At 63.0% G+C, this 17,853-nt stretch carries 14 protein-coding genes and 1 pseudogene; 4 read left to right on the top strand and 11 right to left on the bottom strand.

The window, feature by feature from the left end:
- Window positions 1–8 precede the first annotated feature (8 nt).
- Genes J2Z75_RS18370 through J2Z75_RS18360 form a run of 3 tightly spaced genes read right to left on the bottom strand, consistent with a single transcriptional unit; the run spans window position 9 to window position 3,215 of the window.
- Window positions 9–392 (bottom strand): RidA family protein, encoded by a 384-nt coding sequence (locus tag J2Z75_RS18370; RefSeq protein WP_209854197.1) that lies wholly within the window; start codon window positions 390–392, stop codon window positions 9–11.
- An 11-nt stretch (window positions 393–403) separates the two neighbouring features.
- Window positions 404–2,011, bottom strand: a complete 1,608-nt coding sequence (locus J2Z75_RS18365; RefSeq protein WP_209854196.1) for a carboxyl transferase domain-containing protein — start codon at window positions 2,009–2,011, stop codon at window positions 404–406.
- Window positions 2,012–2,051: 40 nt separating this feature from the next.
- Window positions 2,052–3,215 carry an isovaleryl-CoA dehydrogenase gene (locus tag J2Z75_RS18360; protein ID WP_209854195.1) on the bottom strand — a complete coding sequence of 388 codons (1,164 nt, stop codon included), beginning with the start codon at window positions 3,213–3,215 and terminating at the stop codon, window positions 2,052–2,054.
- Between the two features lie 263 nt (window positions 3,216–3,478).
- Between J2Z75_RS18360 and J2Z75_RS18355 the strand changes: the two genes are divergently transcribed.
- Window positions 3,479–4,693 (top strand): TIGR03862 family flavoprotein, encoded by a 1,215-nt coding sequence (locus J2Z75_RS18355; RefSeq protein WP_209854194.1) that lies wholly within the window; start codon window positions 3,479–3,481, stop codon window positions 4,691–4,693.
- A 21-nt stretch (window positions 4,694–4,714) separates the two neighbouring features.
- On the opposite strand, the gene J2Z75_RS18350 is transcribed toward J2Z75_RS18355, so the two are convergent.
- The 4 genes from J2Z75_RS18350 to gcl all read right to left on the bottom strand — a co-directional run bounded on the left by J2Z75_RS18350 (window position 4,715) and on the right by gcl (window position 9,555).
- Entirely contained in the window at window positions 4,715–5,983 is a 1,269-nt protein-coding gene (locus tag J2Z75_RS18350; protein ID WP_209854193.1) for a glycerate kinase type-2 family protein, read from the bottom strand.
- Between the two features lie 62 nt (window positions 5,984–6,045).
- Window positions 6,046–6,930, bottom strand: a complete 885-nt coding sequence (locus tag J2Z75_RS18345) for a 2-hydroxy-3-oxopropionate reductase (protein ID WP_209854192.1) — start codon at window positions 6,928–6,930, stop codon at window positions 6,046–6,048.
- A 5-nt stretch (window positions 6,931–6,935) separates the two neighbouring features.
- Window positions 6,936–7,748: a hydroxypyruvate isomerase gene (gene hyi, locus J2Z75_RS18340; RefSeq protein ID WP_209854191.1), complete on the bottom strand. Its 813-nt coding sequence runs from the start codon at window positions 7,746–7,748 to the stop codon at window positions 6,936–6,938.
- Between the two features lie 22 nt (window positions 7,749–7,770).
- Window positions 7,771–9,555 carry a glyoxylate carboligase gene (gcl, locus tag J2Z75_RS18335; protein WP_209854190.1) on the bottom strand — a complete coding sequence of 595 codons (1,785 nt, stop codon included), beginning with the start codon at window positions 9,553–9,555 and terminating at the stop codon, window positions 7,771–7,773.
- 284 nt (window positions 9,556–9,839) lie between these two features.
- Between gcl and J2Z75_RS18330 the strand changes: the two genes are divergently transcribed.
- Window positions 9,840–10,676, top strand: coding sequence for an IclR family transcriptional regulator (locus J2Z75_RS18330; protein WP_209854329.1), 837 nt, complete (start codon window positions 9,840–9,842; stop codon window positions 10,674–10,676).
- A 38-nt stretch (window positions 10,677–10,714) separates the two neighbouring features.
- On the opposite strand, the gene J2Z75_RS18325 is transcribed toward J2Z75_RS18330, so the two are convergent.
- A complete protein-coding gene (locus J2Z75_RS18325) occupies window positions 10,715–12,550 on the bottom strand; it encodes a patatin-like phospholipase family protein (RefSeq protein WP_209854189.1) in 1,836 nt (611 codons plus the stop codon).
- Between the two features lie 344 nt (window positions 12,551–12,894).
- On the opposite strand from J2Z75_RS18325, the pseudogene J2Z75_RS18320 reads away from it, so the two are divergent.
- Both J2Z75_RS18320 and J2Z75_RS18315 read left to right on the top strand, forming a co-directional pair.
- Window positions 12,895–13,020: pseudogene (locus tag J2Z75_RS18320) on the top strand (ATPase); the annotation flags it as partial.
- 88 nt (window positions 13,021–13,108) lie between these two features.
- Window positions 13,109–14,326: an MFS transporter gene (locus J2Z75_RS18315; RefSeq protein ID WP_209854188.1), complete on the top strand. Its 1,218-nt coding sequence runs from the start codon at window positions 13,109–13,111 to the stop codon at window positions 14,324–14,326.
- 50 nt (window positions 14,327–14,376) lie between these two features.
- Here the strand turns inward: J2Z75_RS18315 and J2Z75_RS18310 are convergent, their stop codons facing one another.
- The 3 genes from J2Z75_RS18310 to J2Z75_RS18300 form a co-directional block, all read right to left on the bottom strand.
- Window positions 14,377–15,396: a glycoside hydrolase family 25 protein gene (locus J2Z75_RS18310; protein WP_209854187.1), complete on the bottom strand. Its 1,020-nt coding sequence runs from the start codon at window positions 15,394–15,396 to the stop codon at window positions 14,377–14,379.
- Window positions 15,397–15,587: 191 nt separating this feature from the next.
- Window positions 15,588–16,472 carry a PA3715 family protein gene (locus tag J2Z75_RS18305; protein ID WP_234937414.1) on the bottom strand — a complete coding sequence of 295 codons (885 nt, stop codon included), beginning with the start codon at window positions 16,470–16,472 and terminating at the stop codon, window positions 15,588–15,590.
- Window positions 16,473–16,525: 53 nt separating this feature from the next.
- Entirely contained in the window at window positions 16,526–17,263 is a 738-nt protein-coding gene (locus tag J2Z75_RS18300) for a class I SAM-dependent methyltransferase (protein ID WP_209854186.1), read from the bottom strand.
- Window positions 17,264–17,853 lie beyond the last annotated feature (590 nt).

The following is a 17,853-nucleotide window of genomic DNA, read 5'->3' as shown; positions in this document are numbered from 1 at the left end:
CCGGTGGACTATTGTGCTGCGACGATTTCGACCTCAAGCAGCCAGCTCTCGTCGAAGATGCCGGCGATCACCACCGTCATCGCCGGCGCCAGGTGCCCGAGATACTCGCTGCGGATCTCGCGGTTGGCGATCGTATGGTGCCGGTCGGCGAGATAGGTCGTCACCTTGACGATATCCGCCTTGGTCATGCCGGCCGCCTTCAGCTGTGCATCGATGTTGAGCCAGACCTGCCGCGCCTGTGCCTCGAAGCTTGCGGGCACGGTGTCGTCGGAATCCGCCGGAATCTGGCCGCTGACCAGCAGCAGCCGCGTAAAATCCTCAAGCCGCACGGCCTGCGAATAACCGCCGCGCGGCTGGGGAGCATTCTTGGCATTGAAGGCTTCACGTTTCATGGTCTTTCTCCTCACATCCTGAACAGGCCAAAGCGGGTATCGGCAATCGGTGCATTCAATGCTGCTGAAAGAGACAGCGCCAGCACGTCGCGGCTCCTGCGGGGGTCGATGATGCCGTCGTCCCAAAGCCGGGCCGAGGCGTAGAGCGGGTGGCTCTGGGTTTCGAACAGGTTGAGAACCGGCTGCTTGAACTTCGCCTCGTCCTCTTCGCTCCAGGGGGTACCCGCCCGCTTTAGCGCGTCACCCCGCACGGTCGCCAGCACACCGGCCGCCTGCTCGCCGCCCATCACAGAAATCCGGCTGTTCGGCCAGGTCCAGAGGAAACGCGGCGAAAACGCCCGGCCGCCCATGCCGTAATTGCCCGCCCCGAAAGAGCCGCCGACCAGCATGGTGATCTTCGGCACCTTGGTCGTTGCCACCGCCGTCACCAGCTTGGCGCCGTGCTTGGCGATCCCCTCCGTCTCGTATTTCCGCCCGACCATGAAGCCGGTGATGTTCTGCAGGAAGACGAGCGGGATCTTGCGCTGCGAGCACAGCTCGACGAAATGAGTGCCCTTCAGCGCCGATTCCGAAAACAGCACGCCATTGTTGGCGATGATGCCGACGGGAATGCCGTGCACATGGGCGAAACCGCAGACCAGCGTTGAGCCATAGCGCGCCTTGAACTCGTCCAGCCGCGAACCGTCGACGATGCGGGCAATCACCTCGCGAATGTCATAGGGCGTGCGCAGGTCGGATGGGACAATGCCCGGAATGTCGTCGGGATTGTAGACCGGCTCCTCCGGTGCCTGCCGCTCGACGGTGGCAATCCTTGGTCGGTTGAGGTTGGCGACCGCCCGCCGCGCCAGCGCCAGCGCATGCGCATCGTCGCGCGCCAGATGATCGGCAACACCCGAAAGGCGGGTATGAACATCGCCGCCGCCGAGATCCTCGGAGGAGACGATCTCGCCGGTCGCGGCGCGCACCAGCGGCGGCCCCGCGAGGAAGATCGTGCCCTGCCCTTCGACGATAACAGCCTCGTCCGACATGGCCGGCACATAGGCGCCGCCCGCCGTGCACGAGCCCATCACCACGGCGATCTGCGGAATGCCGGCGGCCGACATATTGGCCTGATTGTAGAAGATGCGGCCGAAGTGATCGCGATCCGGAAAGACCTCGTCCTGGTTCGGCAGGTTGGCACCGCCGGAATCGACCAGATAGATGCAGGGCAGGTTGTTTTCCGCGGCAATCTCCTGCGCCCGCAAGTGCTTCTTCACCGTCATCGGATAATAGGTGCCGCCTTTGACCGTGGCGTCGTTGCAGACGATCATGCAGTCGCGGCCGGAAACACGGCCGATGCCCGTCACCAGTCCCGCCCCCGGAGCCTCGCCCTTGTAAAGCCCGTGCGCGGCGGTCAGGCCGATTTCCAGAAACGGCGTCGCCGGATCGATCAGCTGCGCAACGCGCTCGCGCGGCAGCATCTTGCCGCGGCTCACATGCCGTTCGCGCGCCACCTCGCCGCCGCCGCCGGCGGCCAGAACGGCCGCCTCCTCGACAACGCGCATCGCCTCGGCCATCGCCGCGCTGTTGGCACGGAATGTTTCCGACGACGTCGAAACCTGCGATTTCAGAACGGCCATTCATCCCCCGATCGACCAAACATCCTGCTCTCCTCCCGCGTTACGCCGTCTCGCCGAACAGCTCCCTGCCGATCAGCATGCGGCGGATTTCCGAGGTTCCGGCACCGATCTCGTAAAGCTTCGCATCCCTGAGCAACCGGCCCGCCGGATAGTCGTTGGTATAGCCGTTGCCGCCCAGCACCTGGATGGTTTCCAGCGCCAGCGCCGTTGCCCGTTCCGCCGCGTAAAGGATGCATCCCGCCGCATCCTTGCGCGTCGTCTCGCCCCGGTCGCAGGCGGCGGCCACGGCATAGACGTAAGCCCGCGCGGCGTTCATCGTCACATACATGTCGGCGATCTTGCCCTGCATCAGCTGGAATTCGCCGATCGGCTGGCCGAACTGCTTTCTCTCATGCAGATAGGGGACCGCGACGTCGAGGCAAGCCGCCATGATCCCGAGCGGCCCGGCGGACAGCACGACGCGTTCATAGTCGAGCCCCGACATCAGGATGCGGACGCCGCCACCTAAAGTACCGAGAACATTCTCCTCCGGCACAGCGCAATCGCTGAAGATCAGTTCGCAGGTGTTGGAGCCGCGCATGCCGAGCTTGTCGAGCTTCTGGCCGGTGGAGAACCCGGCGAAATCCTTCTCCACCAGGAACGCCGTGATGCCGCGCGGCCCTGCTTCCGGGTCGGTTTTGGCGTAGACGACCAGAACGTCCGCATCCGGCCCGTTGGTGATCCACATCTTGTTGCCGTTCAGCACGTAGCGGTCGCCGCGCTTGTCGGCGCGCAGTTTCATCGACACCACATCGGACCCGGCTCCGGGCTCCGACATCGCCAGTGCCCCGACATGTTCGCCGGAAATCAGCTTGGGCAGATAACGGGCCTTCTGCGCGCCGGAGCCGTTGCGGTTGATCTGGTTGACACAGAGATTGGAATGCGCCCCGTAGCTCAGGCCCACCGACGCCGACGCCCGGCTGATCTCCTCCATCGCCACGCAATGGGCGAGATAACCGAGACCGATGCCGCCGTAGTCCTCGCCCGCCGTGATGCCGAGCAGCCCGAGTTCGCCCATCTCCCGCCAGAGCGGCATCGGAAAGCTGTTGTCCCTGTCGATATCGGCTGCCTTCGGCGCGATGCGTTCGCCGGCAAACCGACGCACGGTCTCACGCAGAGCCTCGATCTCTTCGCCCAAGGCAAAGCTCAAACCGCCTGAATACATCGAACCTCCTCCCGAGATCGCAGCCGTCAGACACAGACCGGGCAGGCTCCTCTTCCCGTCCGGTCAACACGTCTGATGACACTATCACACGTGCCCGACAATTTCCGAACCAAGACAGGAAGTTGTGCGCACGATTTGCAAAAATTGCGATGCAAAACCGGTTGTTTGCGTTCCGGCGATGGCGGGGCAAGATCAACGCCGCCCTTGCGCCGGGCCTCAGCAAACGCCAAGACTGGACCACGAGAATCGGCACTGGGCAATTCATGACGGGAAAGCAGATCGCAATCATCGGCGGCGGGCCGGCGGGGCTGATGGCGGCGGAGGTGCTGTCGCTCTCCGGCCATGCCGTCACGGTCTACGACGCCATGCCGACCTTCGGGCGTAAATTCCTGCTCGCCGGCAAGTCCGGCCTCAACATCACCCATTCCGAAGACTACCAGCGCTTCGCCACCCGTTTCGGAGATGCATCCGGGCGACTGCGCCCGGCGCTTGATGCCTTCACGCCCGAAGACGTGCGGACATGGGCCACCGGTCTCGGCACGGAGACATTCGTCGGCACATCGGGCCGCGTCTTCCCGAATGTCATGAAGGCCTCACCGCTTCTGCGCGCCTGGCTGGGGAGGCTGGAGGCACAGGGCGTGACGCTGCTGACCCGCCACCGCTGGAGGGGTTTTGCAGATGGCGGTCTTGCCTTCGAAACACCCGGTGGCCCCACAACGATCCGCAGCGACGCCACCCTGTTTGCGCTCGGCGGCGCCAGCTGGCCGCGCCTCGGGTCGGACGGCGCCTGGACCACGCTTTTGCGCGACCGGGGCGTCAGAGTGAACGACCTTCAGCCCGCCAATTGCGGCTTCGATGTCGACTGGAGCGATGTCTTCAAAACGCGCTTTGCCGGAGCGCCCTTGAAGTCGGTCACCACCACATCGGACGCCGGCACGTTTCAGGGCGAGTTCGTGGTCTCCCGGCACGGCATCGAAGGCAGTCTCGTCTATGCGCATGCTGCGGCATTGCGGGACCGGCTGATCCGGCAGGGGGAGGCAAGCCTCATCGTCGATCTTTCTCCAGGAAGAAGTGTCGCGCGTCTGGCAAAGGACCTTGCAAGGCAGGACGCAAAGGCAAGCCTCTCCAATCGCCTGCGCAAGGGCGGCGGTCTTGAAGGCGTCAAGGCTGCTCTGGTGCGCGAACTTGGGGCCCAGTCCATTCTCAACGATGCCGCGCAGTTGGCGCATTTGATCAAGGCGCTTCCCATTCCCGTCGTCCGGCCGCGTCCCATTGCCGAGGCAATCTCCTCGGCGGGCGGCATTGGCCTTCACGGTGTGGATGATCGTTTCATGCTGAAAGCTGTCCCTGGCCTCTTTGCTGCCGGCGAAATGCTCGATTGGGAAGCGCCGACCGGTGGCTATCTGCTGACCGCGTGTTTCGCGACCGGTCGGGCGGCGGCGCAGGGGATCGATGGCTGGCTGCGGACAAGCGGTTGAGGATTATATCGGCGAAAGTGCCTATTGGACGAGAATCGCCCGGAAATCATTGACATTGGTGCCCGTCGGGCCCGGCTTGAAAATGTCGCCGATCGCATCGAATGCCGACCAGCTGTCGTTACGGTCGAGCAGAGCAGCCCCATCGACACCGGCCTTGGCAAGACGCGCAACAGTCGTTCCATCGGCAAAGCCCCCCGCATTGTCCTCCGACCCGTCGATGCCATCGGTATCTGCCGCGAGCGCTGCAATGCCCTCCGCTCCATCGATGCCCAGGGCCAGTGACAGCAGAAATTCGCTGTTGCGCCCACCCCTGCCCTTGCCGCGGATCGTCACCGTGGTCTCGCCGCCCGAGAGAATGACCACGGGTTTGCGGAAAGGCCGGTTGCGCGCTGCCACTTCGCGGGCAATCGCCGCATGGACGCGCCCGACCTCGCGCGCCTCGCCTTCCATCGCATCCGACAGAATGACGGCTTCGATACCGGCGGCCCGCGCCTTTTCGGCCGCCGCCTCCAGAGAAACAGCCGCGGATGCGACGAGTTGCACATGGTTTCGCGAGAAGCGCGGATCGGATGGACTTGGCGCAGCGGATGCATCGCTGCGGATGAATGCCATCACTTTCTCCGGCAGATCGAGCCGGTAACGCTCGATATAACGCAGCGCATCCTCCCGTGTACTCGCATCGGGAATCGTCGGCCCCGAGGCCACCAGCGCCGGATCGTCGCCAGGAATATCCGACACCACCAGCGACACGACCTTCGCCGGCCAGGCCGCAGCCGCCAGCCGCCCGCCCTTGATGCCGGAAACATGCTTGCGGATCGCATTCATCGCGCTGATCGGCGCTCCGGATGCCAGCAGCGCCCGGTTGACCGCAATCTCATCTTGAAGCGTCAGGTCGCCCGCCGGCAACGGCAACAGCGCCGAGCCGCCACCGCAGATCAGCGCCACGACCAGATCGTCCTCGCCAAGCCCGCTAACCTCCTCCAGCAAGCGCCGCGACGCCGTCAGCCCGTTCTCGTCCGGCAGCGGATGCGATGCCTCCAGCACCTCGATCCGCTCGCAACGGGCGCCATATCCGTAGCGTGTCACGACCGCGCCCGAGAGCGGCCCCTCCCAAAGCCGCTCGAACACCTGCGCCATCTGGGCCGCACCCTTGCCGGCGCCGATCACCACGGTGCGGCCCTTCGGCCTTTCCGGCAGACTGGCGGCCAGCACCCTGGCCGGATCGGCGGCAGCGATCGCCGCATGAAACAGCGTTTCCAGAAAGGCTTTCGGGTCGGCGATCACGGCCATGTCTTTATCCTTATTCATGAAAGAGACCGGGCGGCCCTCCTCCTGGCCGCCCGGTCCTGTCGTCAGGCGACCGCGTGGTTGGCCATGCGTTCCAGAGCCGTGACGAGGCCCGAGTGATCGAGGTTGGCGTCGCCATTGGCGGCGCAGCTGTTGAACAGTTCCTGGGTTGCCGCCGTGTTCGGCAGCGAGATGCCGAGCGATTTTGCTCCTTGCAGTGCCAGATTGAGATCCTTCTGGTGCAGCGAGATGCGGAAGCCCGGCTCGAAGGTGCGCTTGATCATCCGGTCGCCATGCACTTCGAGGATACGCGACGAGGCAAAGCCGCCCATCAGGGCTTCGCGCACCCGCGCCGGATCGGCACCGGCCTTCGATGCAAAGACCAGCGCTTCCGAAACCGCCTCTATCGTCAAGGCAACGATGATCTGGTTGGCAACCTTGGTCACCTGCCCGTCGCCGCAATCGCCGACCAACGTGATGTTCTTGCCCATCAGCTTGAACAGCGGCAGCGCCCGCTCGAAACTTCCTTCGGTACCGCCTGCCATGATAGACAGCGACGCGTTCCTGGCGCCGACTTCGCCGCCGGAGACCGGGGCGTCCATATATTCGGCGCCCGTCTCGCGAATCTTCCTGGCAAATTCCTTGGTGTCGATCGGCGAGATCGAGCTCATGTCGATCACCAGCTTGCCCTTCGACAGGCCGGAGGCGACGCCGTTTTCGCCGAACAGGACGTCCTTCACATCCGGCGTATCCGGCAGCATCAGGATGGTGATGTCGACCTTGTCCGCCAAAGCCTTCGGGGTGTCGGCAAAGCGCAGGCCGTTGTCGATGAGCTCCTGCTTCGGCGGGATGTGGAATTTCGAGGTAATAACGGTGTGGCCGGCATCCTGCAGGTGGCGCGCCATCGGCGTGCCCATGATACCCAGTCCGATAAAGCCGATTGTGGCCATGATGCTTAACTCCTGATCCTGATGATGTCTGCGCCGCGGGCGGATGTGGCTGATGCAAGCCAGCCGAGCCCTTCGGATGTCGTGGTGCGCGGCTTGTATTCGCAGCCGATGAAACCGTCATAGCCGGCCGCATCCAGCGCCTCGAAGACGAAGGGATAGTTGATCTCGCCGGTGCCCGGTTCGTTGCGGCCGGGATTATCGGCCAACTGGATATGGGCAATCTGCGCCTGGTGCTTCCTGAACGTGCCGATCAGCTCGCCCTCGGTGCGCTGCTGGTGGTAGAGGTCGTACTGGATGAACAGGTTGTCGCTGCCGACTTCGGCGATGATCGACGCCGCCTGCTCCACCGTGTTGAGGTAGAAGCCGGGAATATCGAAGCGGTTGATCGGCTCGATCAGCAGCCGGATGCCGTGTTTGCTGAGTTCGCTCGCCGCCAGCCGCAGATTGGCAACGAACGTCGCCCGCAGCACCGCATCCGAAACGCCGACCGGCGCAATGCCCGAGAGGCAGTTGATCTGCGTGCAGCCGAGCGCCGTCGCGTAGTCGATGGCGGACGCCACGCCACGGCGGAATTCGTCGATCCGGTCGGGAAGGACGGCGATGCCGCGCTCGCCGGCGGCCCAGTCGCCGGCCGGCAGGTTGTGCAGCACCTGCGTCAGGCCATTGACCTCCAGCGCCGCCTTCAGCGCCCTGGCGTCGAAATCATAGGGAAAGAGATATTCCACCGCCGTGAACCCGGCCTTGGCGGCCAGCGCGAACCGGTCGAGGAACGGCACCTCGTTGAAAAGCATGGTCAGGTTTGCCGCAAACTTGGGCATGATGTTTCCTCCGTATTTTCTGTCAGTCGAGCAGCGCCATGATCGCCGTCGGGGCATCCTCGCCACGTTCGGCCAGCTCCTCGAACTCGACCACCGCATTGATATCGGCGCCCATCGAAATATTGGTGACGCGCTCGAGGATGAATTCGATCACGACCGGAACCTGATGCTCATTCATCAGGTCCTTGGCCCTTGCGAACGCCTCCTGGAACTCGTTCGGGCTCCTCACCCGGATCGCCTTGCAGCCGAGCCCTTCGGCGACTGCCACATGATCGACGCCGTAGCCCTTCTCGGCATCCCCGGATGCGTTGATATTGTCGAAGGCAAGGCTGACTTCGAAATCCATCGCAAAACCGCGCTGCGCCTGACGGATCAGGCCGAGATAGGAATTGTTCACGACCACATGCAGGTAAGGCAGCTTGTGCTGGGCGCCGACGGCCAGTTCCTCGATCATGAACTGGAAATCATAGTCGCCCGAAAGCGCCACGATCGTCCTGTCCGGATCGGCTGCCCGCACGCCGAGCGCTGCCGGCAGTGTCCAGCCGAGCGGGCCGGCCTGGCCGCAATTGATCCAGTTGCGTGGGCGATAGACATGCAGGAACTGCGCGCCGGCGATTTGGCTGAGCCCGATGGTCGAGACATAGCAGGTGTCGCGGCCGAATGCCTTGTTCATCTCCTCGTAGACACGCTGTGGCTTCAGCGGCGTCTGGTCGAAATGCGTCTTGCGCAGCATGGTCCGCTTGCGTTCGCGGCACTCCTCCGCCCAGCCCGACCAGTCCTTCAGCTTGCCCGCCGTCTTCCATTCGGTGGCGACATCGAGAAACAGCTTGAGGGCCGCGCCCGCATCCGAGACGATGCCGAAATCAGGCGCGAAGACACGGCCGATCTGCGTCGGTTCGATATCGACATGAACAAAGGTGCGGCCTTCCGTATAGGTCGGCACGTTGCCGGTGTGGCGATTGGCCCAGCGGTTGCCGACCCCGAGCACGAAGTCGGAGGCGAGCAAGTTGGCATTGCCGTAGCGGTGCGACGTCTGCAGCCCGCACATGCCGGCCATCAGCGGATGATCGTCCGGGATCGTGCCCCAGCCCATCAGTGTCGGGATGACCGGAATGCCGGTGATCTCGGCAAATTCCGTGAGCAGATCGGACGCATCCGCATTGATGATGCCGCCGCCGGCAACGATCAGCGGCCGCTCCGCTGCGTTCAGCATGGCGATCGCCTTTTCGGCCTGCGCCCGCGTCGCCGCCGGCTTGTAGGGCTCAAGCGGCGCATAGGTGTCGATGTCGAACTCGATTTCGGCGAGCTGCACATCGACCGGCAGGTCGATCAGCACCGGACCGGGACGGCCCGAGCGCATCAGGTGGAAGGCCTTCTGGAACACGAACGGCACCAGCGCCGGCTCCATGACGGTGACCGCCCACTTGGTCAGCGGCCCGGCGATCCTGGCTATATCGACCGCCTGGAAATCCTCCTTGTCGAGCCGGGCGCGCGGCGCCTGGCCGGTGATGCAGAGGATCGGGATCGAATCCGCCTGGGCCGAATAGAGCCCGGTGATCATGTCGGTGCCGGCCGGCCCCGAGGTGCCGATGCAGACGCCGATATTGCCGTGGCGGGCGCGGGTATAGCCTTCCGCCATATGGGAAGCGCCCTCGACATGCCGCGCCAGAATGTGGCGCACCGAGCCGCGCGCCTTCAGCGCCGAATAAAAGGGATTGATCGCCGCCCCCGGAACCCCGAAGGCGCAATCGACGCCTTCCCTCTCCAGAACCAGAACCGCCGCATCGACTGCGCGCATTTTCGCCATGACTGTCTCCTCCATCGTGTGAGGATCAGGGTAGACATTTTTTTCCATCAGGCAATTATTGAATGGAAATCATTCCCATCATGTGGAAATAAACATTTTCAACGAATCCGCTATGAATGGAGGCCGCTGGGAGCATGAAAAATCGCTATGGATTTCAGGGCCCGGCCACGCCCTCCCTCTTCTCCCCGCTGGGGAGAAGGGGAAGAAGCCGAATGCACCCCACAATCGTTCCGCTTCAGGCAGCGATGCAATATGTCATCACCTACGAAACACACGGAGCCGACATGCCCGACAAGCCGCAACCATCGAGACAGGATGCCCTCCGTGCCAAGCCCGGCCGCAAGGCGAGCGAAAACGCCGCCCCTTCCTCCGTCCAGGTTCTCGACCGCAGCCTGAAACTGCTCGACCTCGTCGCATCCGGTGAAGGTGCGGCCCTCACCGACCTTTCCGACCAATCCGGCATGGCCCCCTCCACCGTCCACCGCCTGCTCACCTCGCTGGAGGGGCACGGCATGGTCGCCCACGATGCCGAGACCGGCGCCTGGACGATCGGACTGAAAGCCTTCGAGATCGGCAATGCCTTCCTGCGCTTCCGCAAGCTCGGCACGATCAGCCGCCCGTTCCTGAAACAGCTGATGGAACATTCGGGCGAAACCGCCAATATCGGCATTGAGGACGGCGGCGATGTCGTCTTCATCTCGCAGGTCGAAAGCCATGCGCCGATGCGCGCCTTCTTCCGCCCCGGCCGCCGCGGCCCGATCCACGCGTCCGGCATCGGCAAGGCCATTCTCTCGACCTGGAACAACGCCGACATCGAACGCCTGCTCTCCCCCCGCCCCCTCGCCCGCTTCACCGAAAAAACCCGCGACACCCTGCCCAGGCTGCTCGCCGATATTGAGCTTATCCGCACCCGCGGCTGGTCGATCGACGACGAGGAACACACGCTGGGCATGCGTTGCCTCGCCGCCCCGATCTTCAACGAATATGGCGAAGCAATCGCCGGGATTTCCGTGTCGGGCCCGGCGGTGCGGCTACCGGACGAGACGCTTACGGCACTGGGTCCGGTGGTGCGGGCGGCGGCGGACGGCGTGACGCGGGCGATGGGGGGATCGGCAGGTTGACAGATGGGCGTTCCTGCTGGTTCTTGGATCAGGCTCGCCTAACCACGTGAGGCCCCGAGCACCGCTCGAACTCCCGGGTTATCCTCGCGGAGCCGTTCTTCGATCCATCGGCGCGTCCAGTCATAGGCGTCCGAAACCAACTCGGAGTGCCGGCTCCAGTCCATGAAACCGATCGGGTTGGCAAGCTGTGGGCAGACCGAGACATCCTCGTCGCCAAGCGCGATGTCCTGTGACCGGTGCGCCAGCATGCTGGCAGCAATGACCTGAAGCATGCTGGGGACCTTTGGCAAGCCGGCGTGACCGAAAGGGTTCAGCCAGGCGACGGCCAGTTCGGTCGCTCCGGGGATGCGGTCATAGTCGATGTGGTATTTCTGCGGTGCATTCGACCCAAGGCTAACGACGACATTCGGTCCGGTCTTGAGTTCCTTCATCTGGTCCAGTGGCAGATTGTTCATGATGGCGCCGTCCACCAGCATATCGCCGTCTGCCGTAAAGAAAGGCGGCAGGACGCCGGGGATGGAGCCGGACGCGCGAACGGCCTGCCAGAGCTTTCCGCGACGGTGGACATGCGGCTGACGGCTGCTCAGATTGCTCGAAAGGGCAAAGAACGGAAGCCAGAGATCCTCGATGAGAACCTCGCCATATTGCAACCGAAGCGCCCGGTCGAACACCTTGTGATCCAGAAGTGCGAAATGCGGCACCGTGAGGCGACGAAACGCCCGGCTCTTGATGAATATGTCGTGCGTGCCCCGGTCGATCCCGTCGGCATCCAGCCCGCTTGCGAAGCCGGCCATCATCGCCGCTCCGGAACTCGTGCCCCCGAGATAGTCGAAACAAGCGCCCGCCTCGACGAAAGCCTTGTAGACGCCCAGATGGGCGCTGCCGAGGGATCCACCGCCCGCCGCCACGTAACCCCGTGCCTTGCCGGAGATAAATCGGACGAGCCGCTCTATGTCAGCCCCGTCCTCCAGCGCGACATGATGATGATGGCCAACGTGAGGACGCTCATCAAGCCATGCCGAGGTACCCGAGACGGTTGCCGAACGACTCTCGTGTATGAGCACGAGCCGCGCGTTCGATGCCGGGTGGGTCGATAGCGCCAGTTCCTCCGACGCGTTCCGGCGGGGCGAACAGGACGCATCGCCGGTCAACAGGACGACATCGGCCTGGCGTATGCAGACCCGTGTCCATTCATTGGGTTCCTCTTCGGCGACATAGACGATGATTTCCGTTTCGGCCTCCATCTCGTTCAACCAGTTGAGGACCCGGCGGTGATCGACCGGGAGACCGGCAAACCGTGCGCAAATGTCGGCCCGGGTGACGAGTTGAACCCGCGTCGCGGCATCGAACGCTTTCTCTAGGTGCGCGATGAAGATCGGTGAAATGCGGCTTCCGCCGGCTGGAACGATGGCAACCGTCCGGATCTTGCCATTGTCCTTGAAGCGCGAAGAGCTGGCCGATTGCATGGCAAAACGGCGTGCCAGAAATACGGTGACGGCCTGTCGCAGGCAAGGCAAGGCCTCGGCCGCCGTGTCGAAGTGGTCCTTGCGGATTTCGAGGACGATGGAGTCACGTGCGGCAATGACGGTAGCTGTCCGGGGCAGCCCTGCGAAGAAGCCGACCTCGCCAACGAGTTCGCCCTGACCGATCTCGGCGACCGGGCCGGCAGATTCTCCTTTATGCACGACAAAGCGCCCCGACAGCACGATGAAAAACCTGTCGGATGGATCGGCCTCCCGAACCAGAACCTCACCGCGCCGCAAGACCCGGCGATCGGACTCTGCCGCCAAAGCCTCGAGAGCCTCCAACGATGCCCGATCGAACATCAATGTCGCCGACAGCGATCTCACGGCAAGAGAATCGACGGAGGGCATCTGAACCACCTCCTGGGCGTTCCGGTCTGATCGTGGTTTGTATCTGCTTACATAAGGATCGCCGAAAACCGCAAAATAGCAATCTCCGCTCTCACAAGGCGCAGGCTGCTCACACGAGGCCCCAAGCGGCGACCATTCGCAGGGTCGGCGTTCAATCGCTTTGCGTGCCCTTATTCGAAACCTCAGCACAGAACATTCAACCAAACAGTTGACTATCCAGCTTCGCGCATCTATATTCACCCTTATGGTTGATCATTTACGCCCAATGAATTCCGTATTCCACGCCCCGTTGGGAAGATTCCCCGCCAAACCCCCAACCATCGGCCCAGCGAAGGAGAAGACCAATGAACCAGCTTGCAACCGTCAATGCCTTTGGCGTTCTGACAGCGCCCGGAACCTTGAAGATCGAACGCCTTCTGCCCGGACCGATCGAGCGCGTCTGGGCCTATCTGACCGAATACGACCGGCGCATCCCGGCCTGAAACCGGCTCTTTGCGGCGGCGGACCGTCGTCGTAAACTCGAGCCGCGCATCGCATGCTTGAAACGGAGACACGGGAATGAACGCCTCTTCCTATCGCTGGGTGATTGTCGCCGCCGGCGGCCTGCTCGGCTGCCTCGCCATCGGCGCCATGTTTTCCCTGCCGGTGTTTCTCCTGCCGATCTCGCGCGATACCGGCTGGTCGGTCACCGGCATATCGAGCGCCATGACCATCGGCTTCCTTGCCATGGCGCTCGCCAGCATGGTCTGGGGCACGCTGTCGGATCGATGGGGGCCCCGCATCATCGTGCTGACGGGATCGGTCATCCTGACGGCAAGCCTGGCGCTCGCCAGCCGGGCAACGTCGCTTGTCGAGTTCCAGCTGGTCTTCGGGCTTGTCGTCGGCGGCGCCACCGCCGCCATCTTCGCGCCGATGATGGCCTGCGTCACCGGCTGGTTCGATACCCGTCGCAGCCTTGCCGTTTCGCTCGTCTCGGCCGGCATGGGCATGGCGCCGATGACCATGTCGCCGCTCGCCGCCTGGCTCGTCTCCGTCTATGACTGGCGAACCTCGATGCTGATCATCGCCGCCCTTGCCGCCGCCATCATGATCCCCGTTTCGTTTCTGGTGCGCAGCCCTCCCGTCGAGGAGCGCGAAAGCACAATTGCCTCCGGCGATGAAGGTCCGCGGTCCGGGATGACCGTGGCGCAGGCCGTCAGGTCGCCGCAGTTCATCGTCCTGCTGCTGACGAATTTCTTCTGCTGCGCCACCCATTCCGGTCCGATCTTCCATACGGTGAGCTACGCGGTCAGCTGCGGCATCCCGCTGATCGCCGCCGTGTCGATCTACAGCGTCGAGGGCCTTGCCGGCATGGGCGGCCGCGTCGCCTTCGGCCTTCTCGGAGACCGGTTCGGCGCCAAGCGCATCCTGGTCATCGGCCTGCTCATCCAGGCTTTTGGCGCCCTTGCCTATGTTTTCGTGCGCGAGCTTTCGGCGTTTTATGCCGTGGCGGCGCTGTTCGGCTTCATCTATGCCGGGGTGATGCCGCTCTACGCCGTGCTGGCGCGCGAAAACTTCCCGCAGCGGATGATGGGCACCGTCATCGGCGGAACGGCCATGGCCGGCAGCCTCGGCATGGCGACAGGCCCGGTGGCAGGCGGCCTGATCTACGACACCTTCGCCACCTACAGCTGGCTCTATATCGGCGCCTGGGGCATCGGCATCGGCGCCTTCCTGATCGCGATGACGTTCAGGCCATTCCCGAAAGCCCAGCCTGCGTTCGCACAAGCGGCCTGAGCGGCAGGGCAAGCCGGATCAGCAGCACCGCTTCCTGGGGCGGAGCAAGCTCAGTTGCGCGCCACCCAGTCGTGCCAGTCGTCCTCGCTGCCGTGAAACACATTGAGGTCGATCCTGCCCTCGACGCCGTGCGAGAGCCCCGAGCCCGAATATTGCCAGAACAGCCATTTGCGGCCCGGATAAACCTGGGACGGATGGGCGGCGACCGAACGCAGCCAGAAGGGATGGTTCTTGAATTCGCCCGTCAGATTGTCGCGGTAGAAATCCGGTGCGGTATAGATCACCGGGCGCTTGCCATAGTGGCGCTCCAGCTTGTCCATGAAGACCTGCATCTTCTCGACCGCCTTGGCCCGCGACAGGCGATACTTGCAGCTCGATTCGCCGTTATATTCGACGTCGATCACCGGCGGCAGCGCGTCCGGGTCGCGCGGCACGTTGCGGATGAACCAGTCGGCCTGTTCGCCGGCTGTGCGGCACCAGTAGAAGAAGTGATAGGCGCCGCGCTTCAGCCCGGCATCCTTGGCCCGCTTCCAGTTCTTCCTGAACATCGGATCGAGATGGTCGCCGCCGTCCGTCGCCTTGATATAGGCGAAATTCGCGCCTTGCGTCCGCAGCTTTTCCCAGTCGATGTCGCCCTGCCAGCGCGAAATATCGACGCCGTGCACGGCCAGTTTGCGCGGCGAAGCCTTGCCGAAATTGATCGGATGCGCATCGCGGAACTGGCGGCTGTAGATCTGCGCGCGCCGGGTCCGCACGGTATTGCCGGCCGGGTCGTCAGGAACGACCAGCGCCACCGGCCGCTCCGCCGGAACGGCCATGCCCTCGTCTGTCATCGATTCGAACGCCTGCGGCTGCGGCACCTGGCCGGCCCATGCCAGCTGTTCCGGATGATTTTCGGCCTGCGCGATGATCGCCCCGACATCGGCCGTCGGTACCGGCCCTTGCGCGACGGAACTCGTCGTCTCCTTCGACGGCAGCCCGGATACCAGGCTTTCCGGCCCGGAACTCGACGTGCAGCCCGCCAGGACAAGGGCGGCAAAAAGGATCGCTGGAACAGCCAATAGACGCATCAATAACCCGTACGCAAAACAGAAACTGGCGGCATCCGCGCCCACTGCTTCAATTGCTAACGGAAAATTACCAACAAAAACTGAATCCGATCTATTTCGGGAAAGCGCGGAGCAACAAACCGGGCCGGCGTTCAGATGACGGAAATCGTTTCAGCCGGGAGACCAGCACGCCCGCAAACGGCCGGAGCCGTTCAATCCAGTGGCTTGGAGGCCTCTGGAACGTTGTATTGCTTGCCATCGTAGACGAGGCGCATGGTCGATTTCTTCTGGCTCACTTGCTGGTCGCCGCACTCGCCGTTGGCCCCCACCGCCGAAACCCTGGACGACGATGTCTCCGAGACCAGAATATCCGCGTACCCGTTATGAACAGTCGATTGCATCGCCAGAGTGCGATTGGTTTCGTCAAACGTTCCGGCGCAGTTGGTATCCCATTCGCCGTGATTGTCGCTCACCGTGATCCCGTCCAGCACCGGCACGAGCTTGCCGTTCACGATCGCATAGAGCCAGAGACCGACCTCTCCGAACGGGTTGGGGCCTGAGCTCCCGTGCTGGAAGATGCGCAGACCGAATGCCATTTGCCCCGGAGCCAACTGGTAACGGGCGGTATCAAAGGCAACCTGCGTGATGCGCACCGCGTCATCCGACATGCGGCCCGCAAGGCGCAGACGTTGCCGGACATCCAGGCTGGCCGCATCGAGCACCAGCAGTTCCAGATCGCCCGTATTGCCGTCATCCGATTGCGCGCCGACCAGCGGCACCGCGACCAGCATCAGCTCGGGATGGGCCGGCCAGACGCGGCACAGGATGGCATGCGGATCGTCGCCAACCAGACTCTCTTCCGGCAGCGTGATCACGAAGCCGTCCACGGTGAAACCGGTATCGGATGCTTTTACCGCGTTGGGATAGGCGTGCTGGACAATATCCTTGGCCCGCGCGCCACATTCGTCGTCGGCGGCGTGCGACACCCCCATACCGAGCAATAACGTCGCTGCGGCCAGCAGGGTATGCAGGACAGCGATTTTTGCGGCTCGGATCATCATGGGGCGGAAATTGGCACAGCGCGTCTGAAATGACAAACACGCGGGCTTCCGCCCGAGAGGGAGCTACGCGCCCGGGGCATCTGCCGGGGTCACTTTGTCAGCACGCAGATGAATCCTGTTGTGAAATAGGGTGTCTTGGTGCGGCCCAGTATCGGCCGCAGAATGAGCAAGATCGGTAGGTTCCAAACGAACAACAACTGTACCGCGAGGTCTATGCGTTTATCCTTGAACCACAGGCTACGCACCAGAAGGTGCATCGCGGTCCGCCCCCAACTCGCCCTCGCCCGGATATTGATCGATGAGCAATGCTGGAAGAGTTTCCGGAGCCCGAATTCAGTGTACCGGAAAAAGTCATAAGGCTCGTCATGGAGGGGGAAAAAGAACGGCGCTGACACGAACGCCATGCCCCCTTCTTTTAAAACGTGCCGAATGTTTTCCGCCGCAGCGTAGGGGTTGATAACATGCTCGATCACTTCTGCGCATATGACGAAATCAAACGACTTCGCGGGCAACTTTGTCGCTGTCAAATCATCCACGACGTCAGGCTTGCGAGCTGGATCGACGTCCGAGCTGACGACCTCGACACCAGTCTTAACGTTGGCGAGGATCACATCCATCACTTCTCCGCCAGCGCCAATATTGAGCACCCTGCTTCCCGATGGGATCAGGCGGACGAATTCAGAGAGAGCAGAATTCAATGGATCGCGAGACAGCCGTTTCGCGAGTTTTTTCAATTTTGATTTTAACAAGACGTCCCCAAACAAGCCGGCAAAATCTACAATTATAGATAGTATCGCATTTGTAACGGGCTGTTTCTCTATAGGCAACTAAGTTTTCCAGCGCTTCCCGAATACAGACTTGAGTACGCTTCTTGCATTGACGGAACGTGTTCCCGGCCTACCGCATTGCTGCATACGAGGGATAACGTCACGCCGTCTCCAGCGCCCGTTTGGCACCCGTTTCCAGCTTCCGTCCGTTCATCGCCTTGCCCGCTACATAATCCTCGGGCTTGACCCAAGGATTCGCTCCCAAGCATCATTCCCAGTCAGCGCCCACCGAAAAAACCATCCCCGTTCATCCCCGCCCTTTCGTTCCGTGCGATCCTCCTCTCGTTCCGCCAAGGATACACCGGTTTGCGTTGCCGGCGAGGCGGGGCCGGTGCCCGGACGGTTTGGCGAAACGCGCGCGAAATCCCCGGGGCTGCGTGAAAGGCGGTTCTCCTCCGGTTCGTGAATGAACCGGGCGTGCCGGGTCATCACACCGTCTTACGACGGTCCAGGATGGTACCCCGCCTCATTGAAAGGCTCGGCGGATAAGCGGCCGGGCCGGGGCATTGGAGGTCTCTCCTCGAAAAGGGAGAGGCGTAGAAGAACCTGAGAAGCGCGGCAAAAGACACTGAACGGGGCGCTGGAAGGCG

Origin of the sequence: Rhizobium herbae (assembly GCF_017873135.1) — a bacterium.
GTDB classification, from domain to species: domain Bacteria; phylum Pseudomonadota; class Alphaproteobacteria; order Rhizobiales; family Rhizobiaceae; genus Pararhizobium; species Pararhizobium herbae.
The sequence above is the reverse complement of the archived record's forward strand: the minus strand, read 5'-3'. Positions and strand labels throughout refer to the sequence as shown.

Coding starts and splice junctions, on each gene's coding strand:
- J2Z75_RS18370 (WP_209854197.1), bottom strand. CDS start 392: ATGAAACGTGAAGCCTTCAATGCCAAGAATGCTCCCCAGCCGCGCGGC.
- J2Z75_RS18365 (WP_209854196.1), bottom strand. CDS start 2,011: ATGGCCGTTCTGAAATCGCAGGTTTCGACGTCGTCGGAAACATTCCGT.
- J2Z75_RS18360 (WP_209854195.1), bottom strand. CDS start 3,215: ATGTATTCAGGCGGTTTGAGCTTTGCCTTGGGCGAAGAGATCGAGGCT.
- J2Z75_RS18355 (WP_209854194.1), top strand. CDS start 3,479: ATGACGGGAAAGCAGATCGCAATCATCGGCGGCGGGCCGGCGGGGCTG.
- J2Z75_RS18350 (WP_209854193.1), bottom strand. CDS start 5,983: ATGGCCGTGATCGCCGACCCGAAAGCCTTTCTGGAAACGCTGTTTCAT.
- J2Z75_RS18345 (WP_209854192.1), bottom strand. CDS start 6,930: ATGGCCACAATCGGCTTTATCGGACTGGGTATCATGGGCACGCCGATG.
- hyi (WP_209854191.1), bottom strand. CDS start 7,748: ATGCCCAAGTTTGCGGCAAACCTGACCATGCTTTTCAACGAGGTGCCG.
- gcl (WP_209854190.1), bottom strand. CDS start 9,555: ATGGCGAAAATGCGCGCAGTCGATGCGGCGGTTCTGGTTCTGGAGAGG.
- J2Z75_RS18330 (WP_209854329.1), top strand. CDS start 9,840: ATGCCCGACAAGCCGCAACCATCGAGACAGGATGCCCTCCGTGCCAAG.
- J2Z75_RS18325 (WP_209854189.1), bottom strand. CDS start 12,550: ATGCCCTCCGTCGATTCTCTTGCCGTGAGATCGCTGTCGGCGACATTG.
- J2Z75_RS18315 (WP_209854188.1), top strand. CDS start 13,109: ATGAACGCCTCTTCCTATCGCTGGGTGATTGTCGCCGCCGGCGGCCTG.
- J2Z75_RS18310 (WP_209854187.1), bottom strand. CDS start 15,396: ATGCGTCTATTGGCTGTTCCAGCGATCCTTTTTGCCGCCCTTGTCCTG.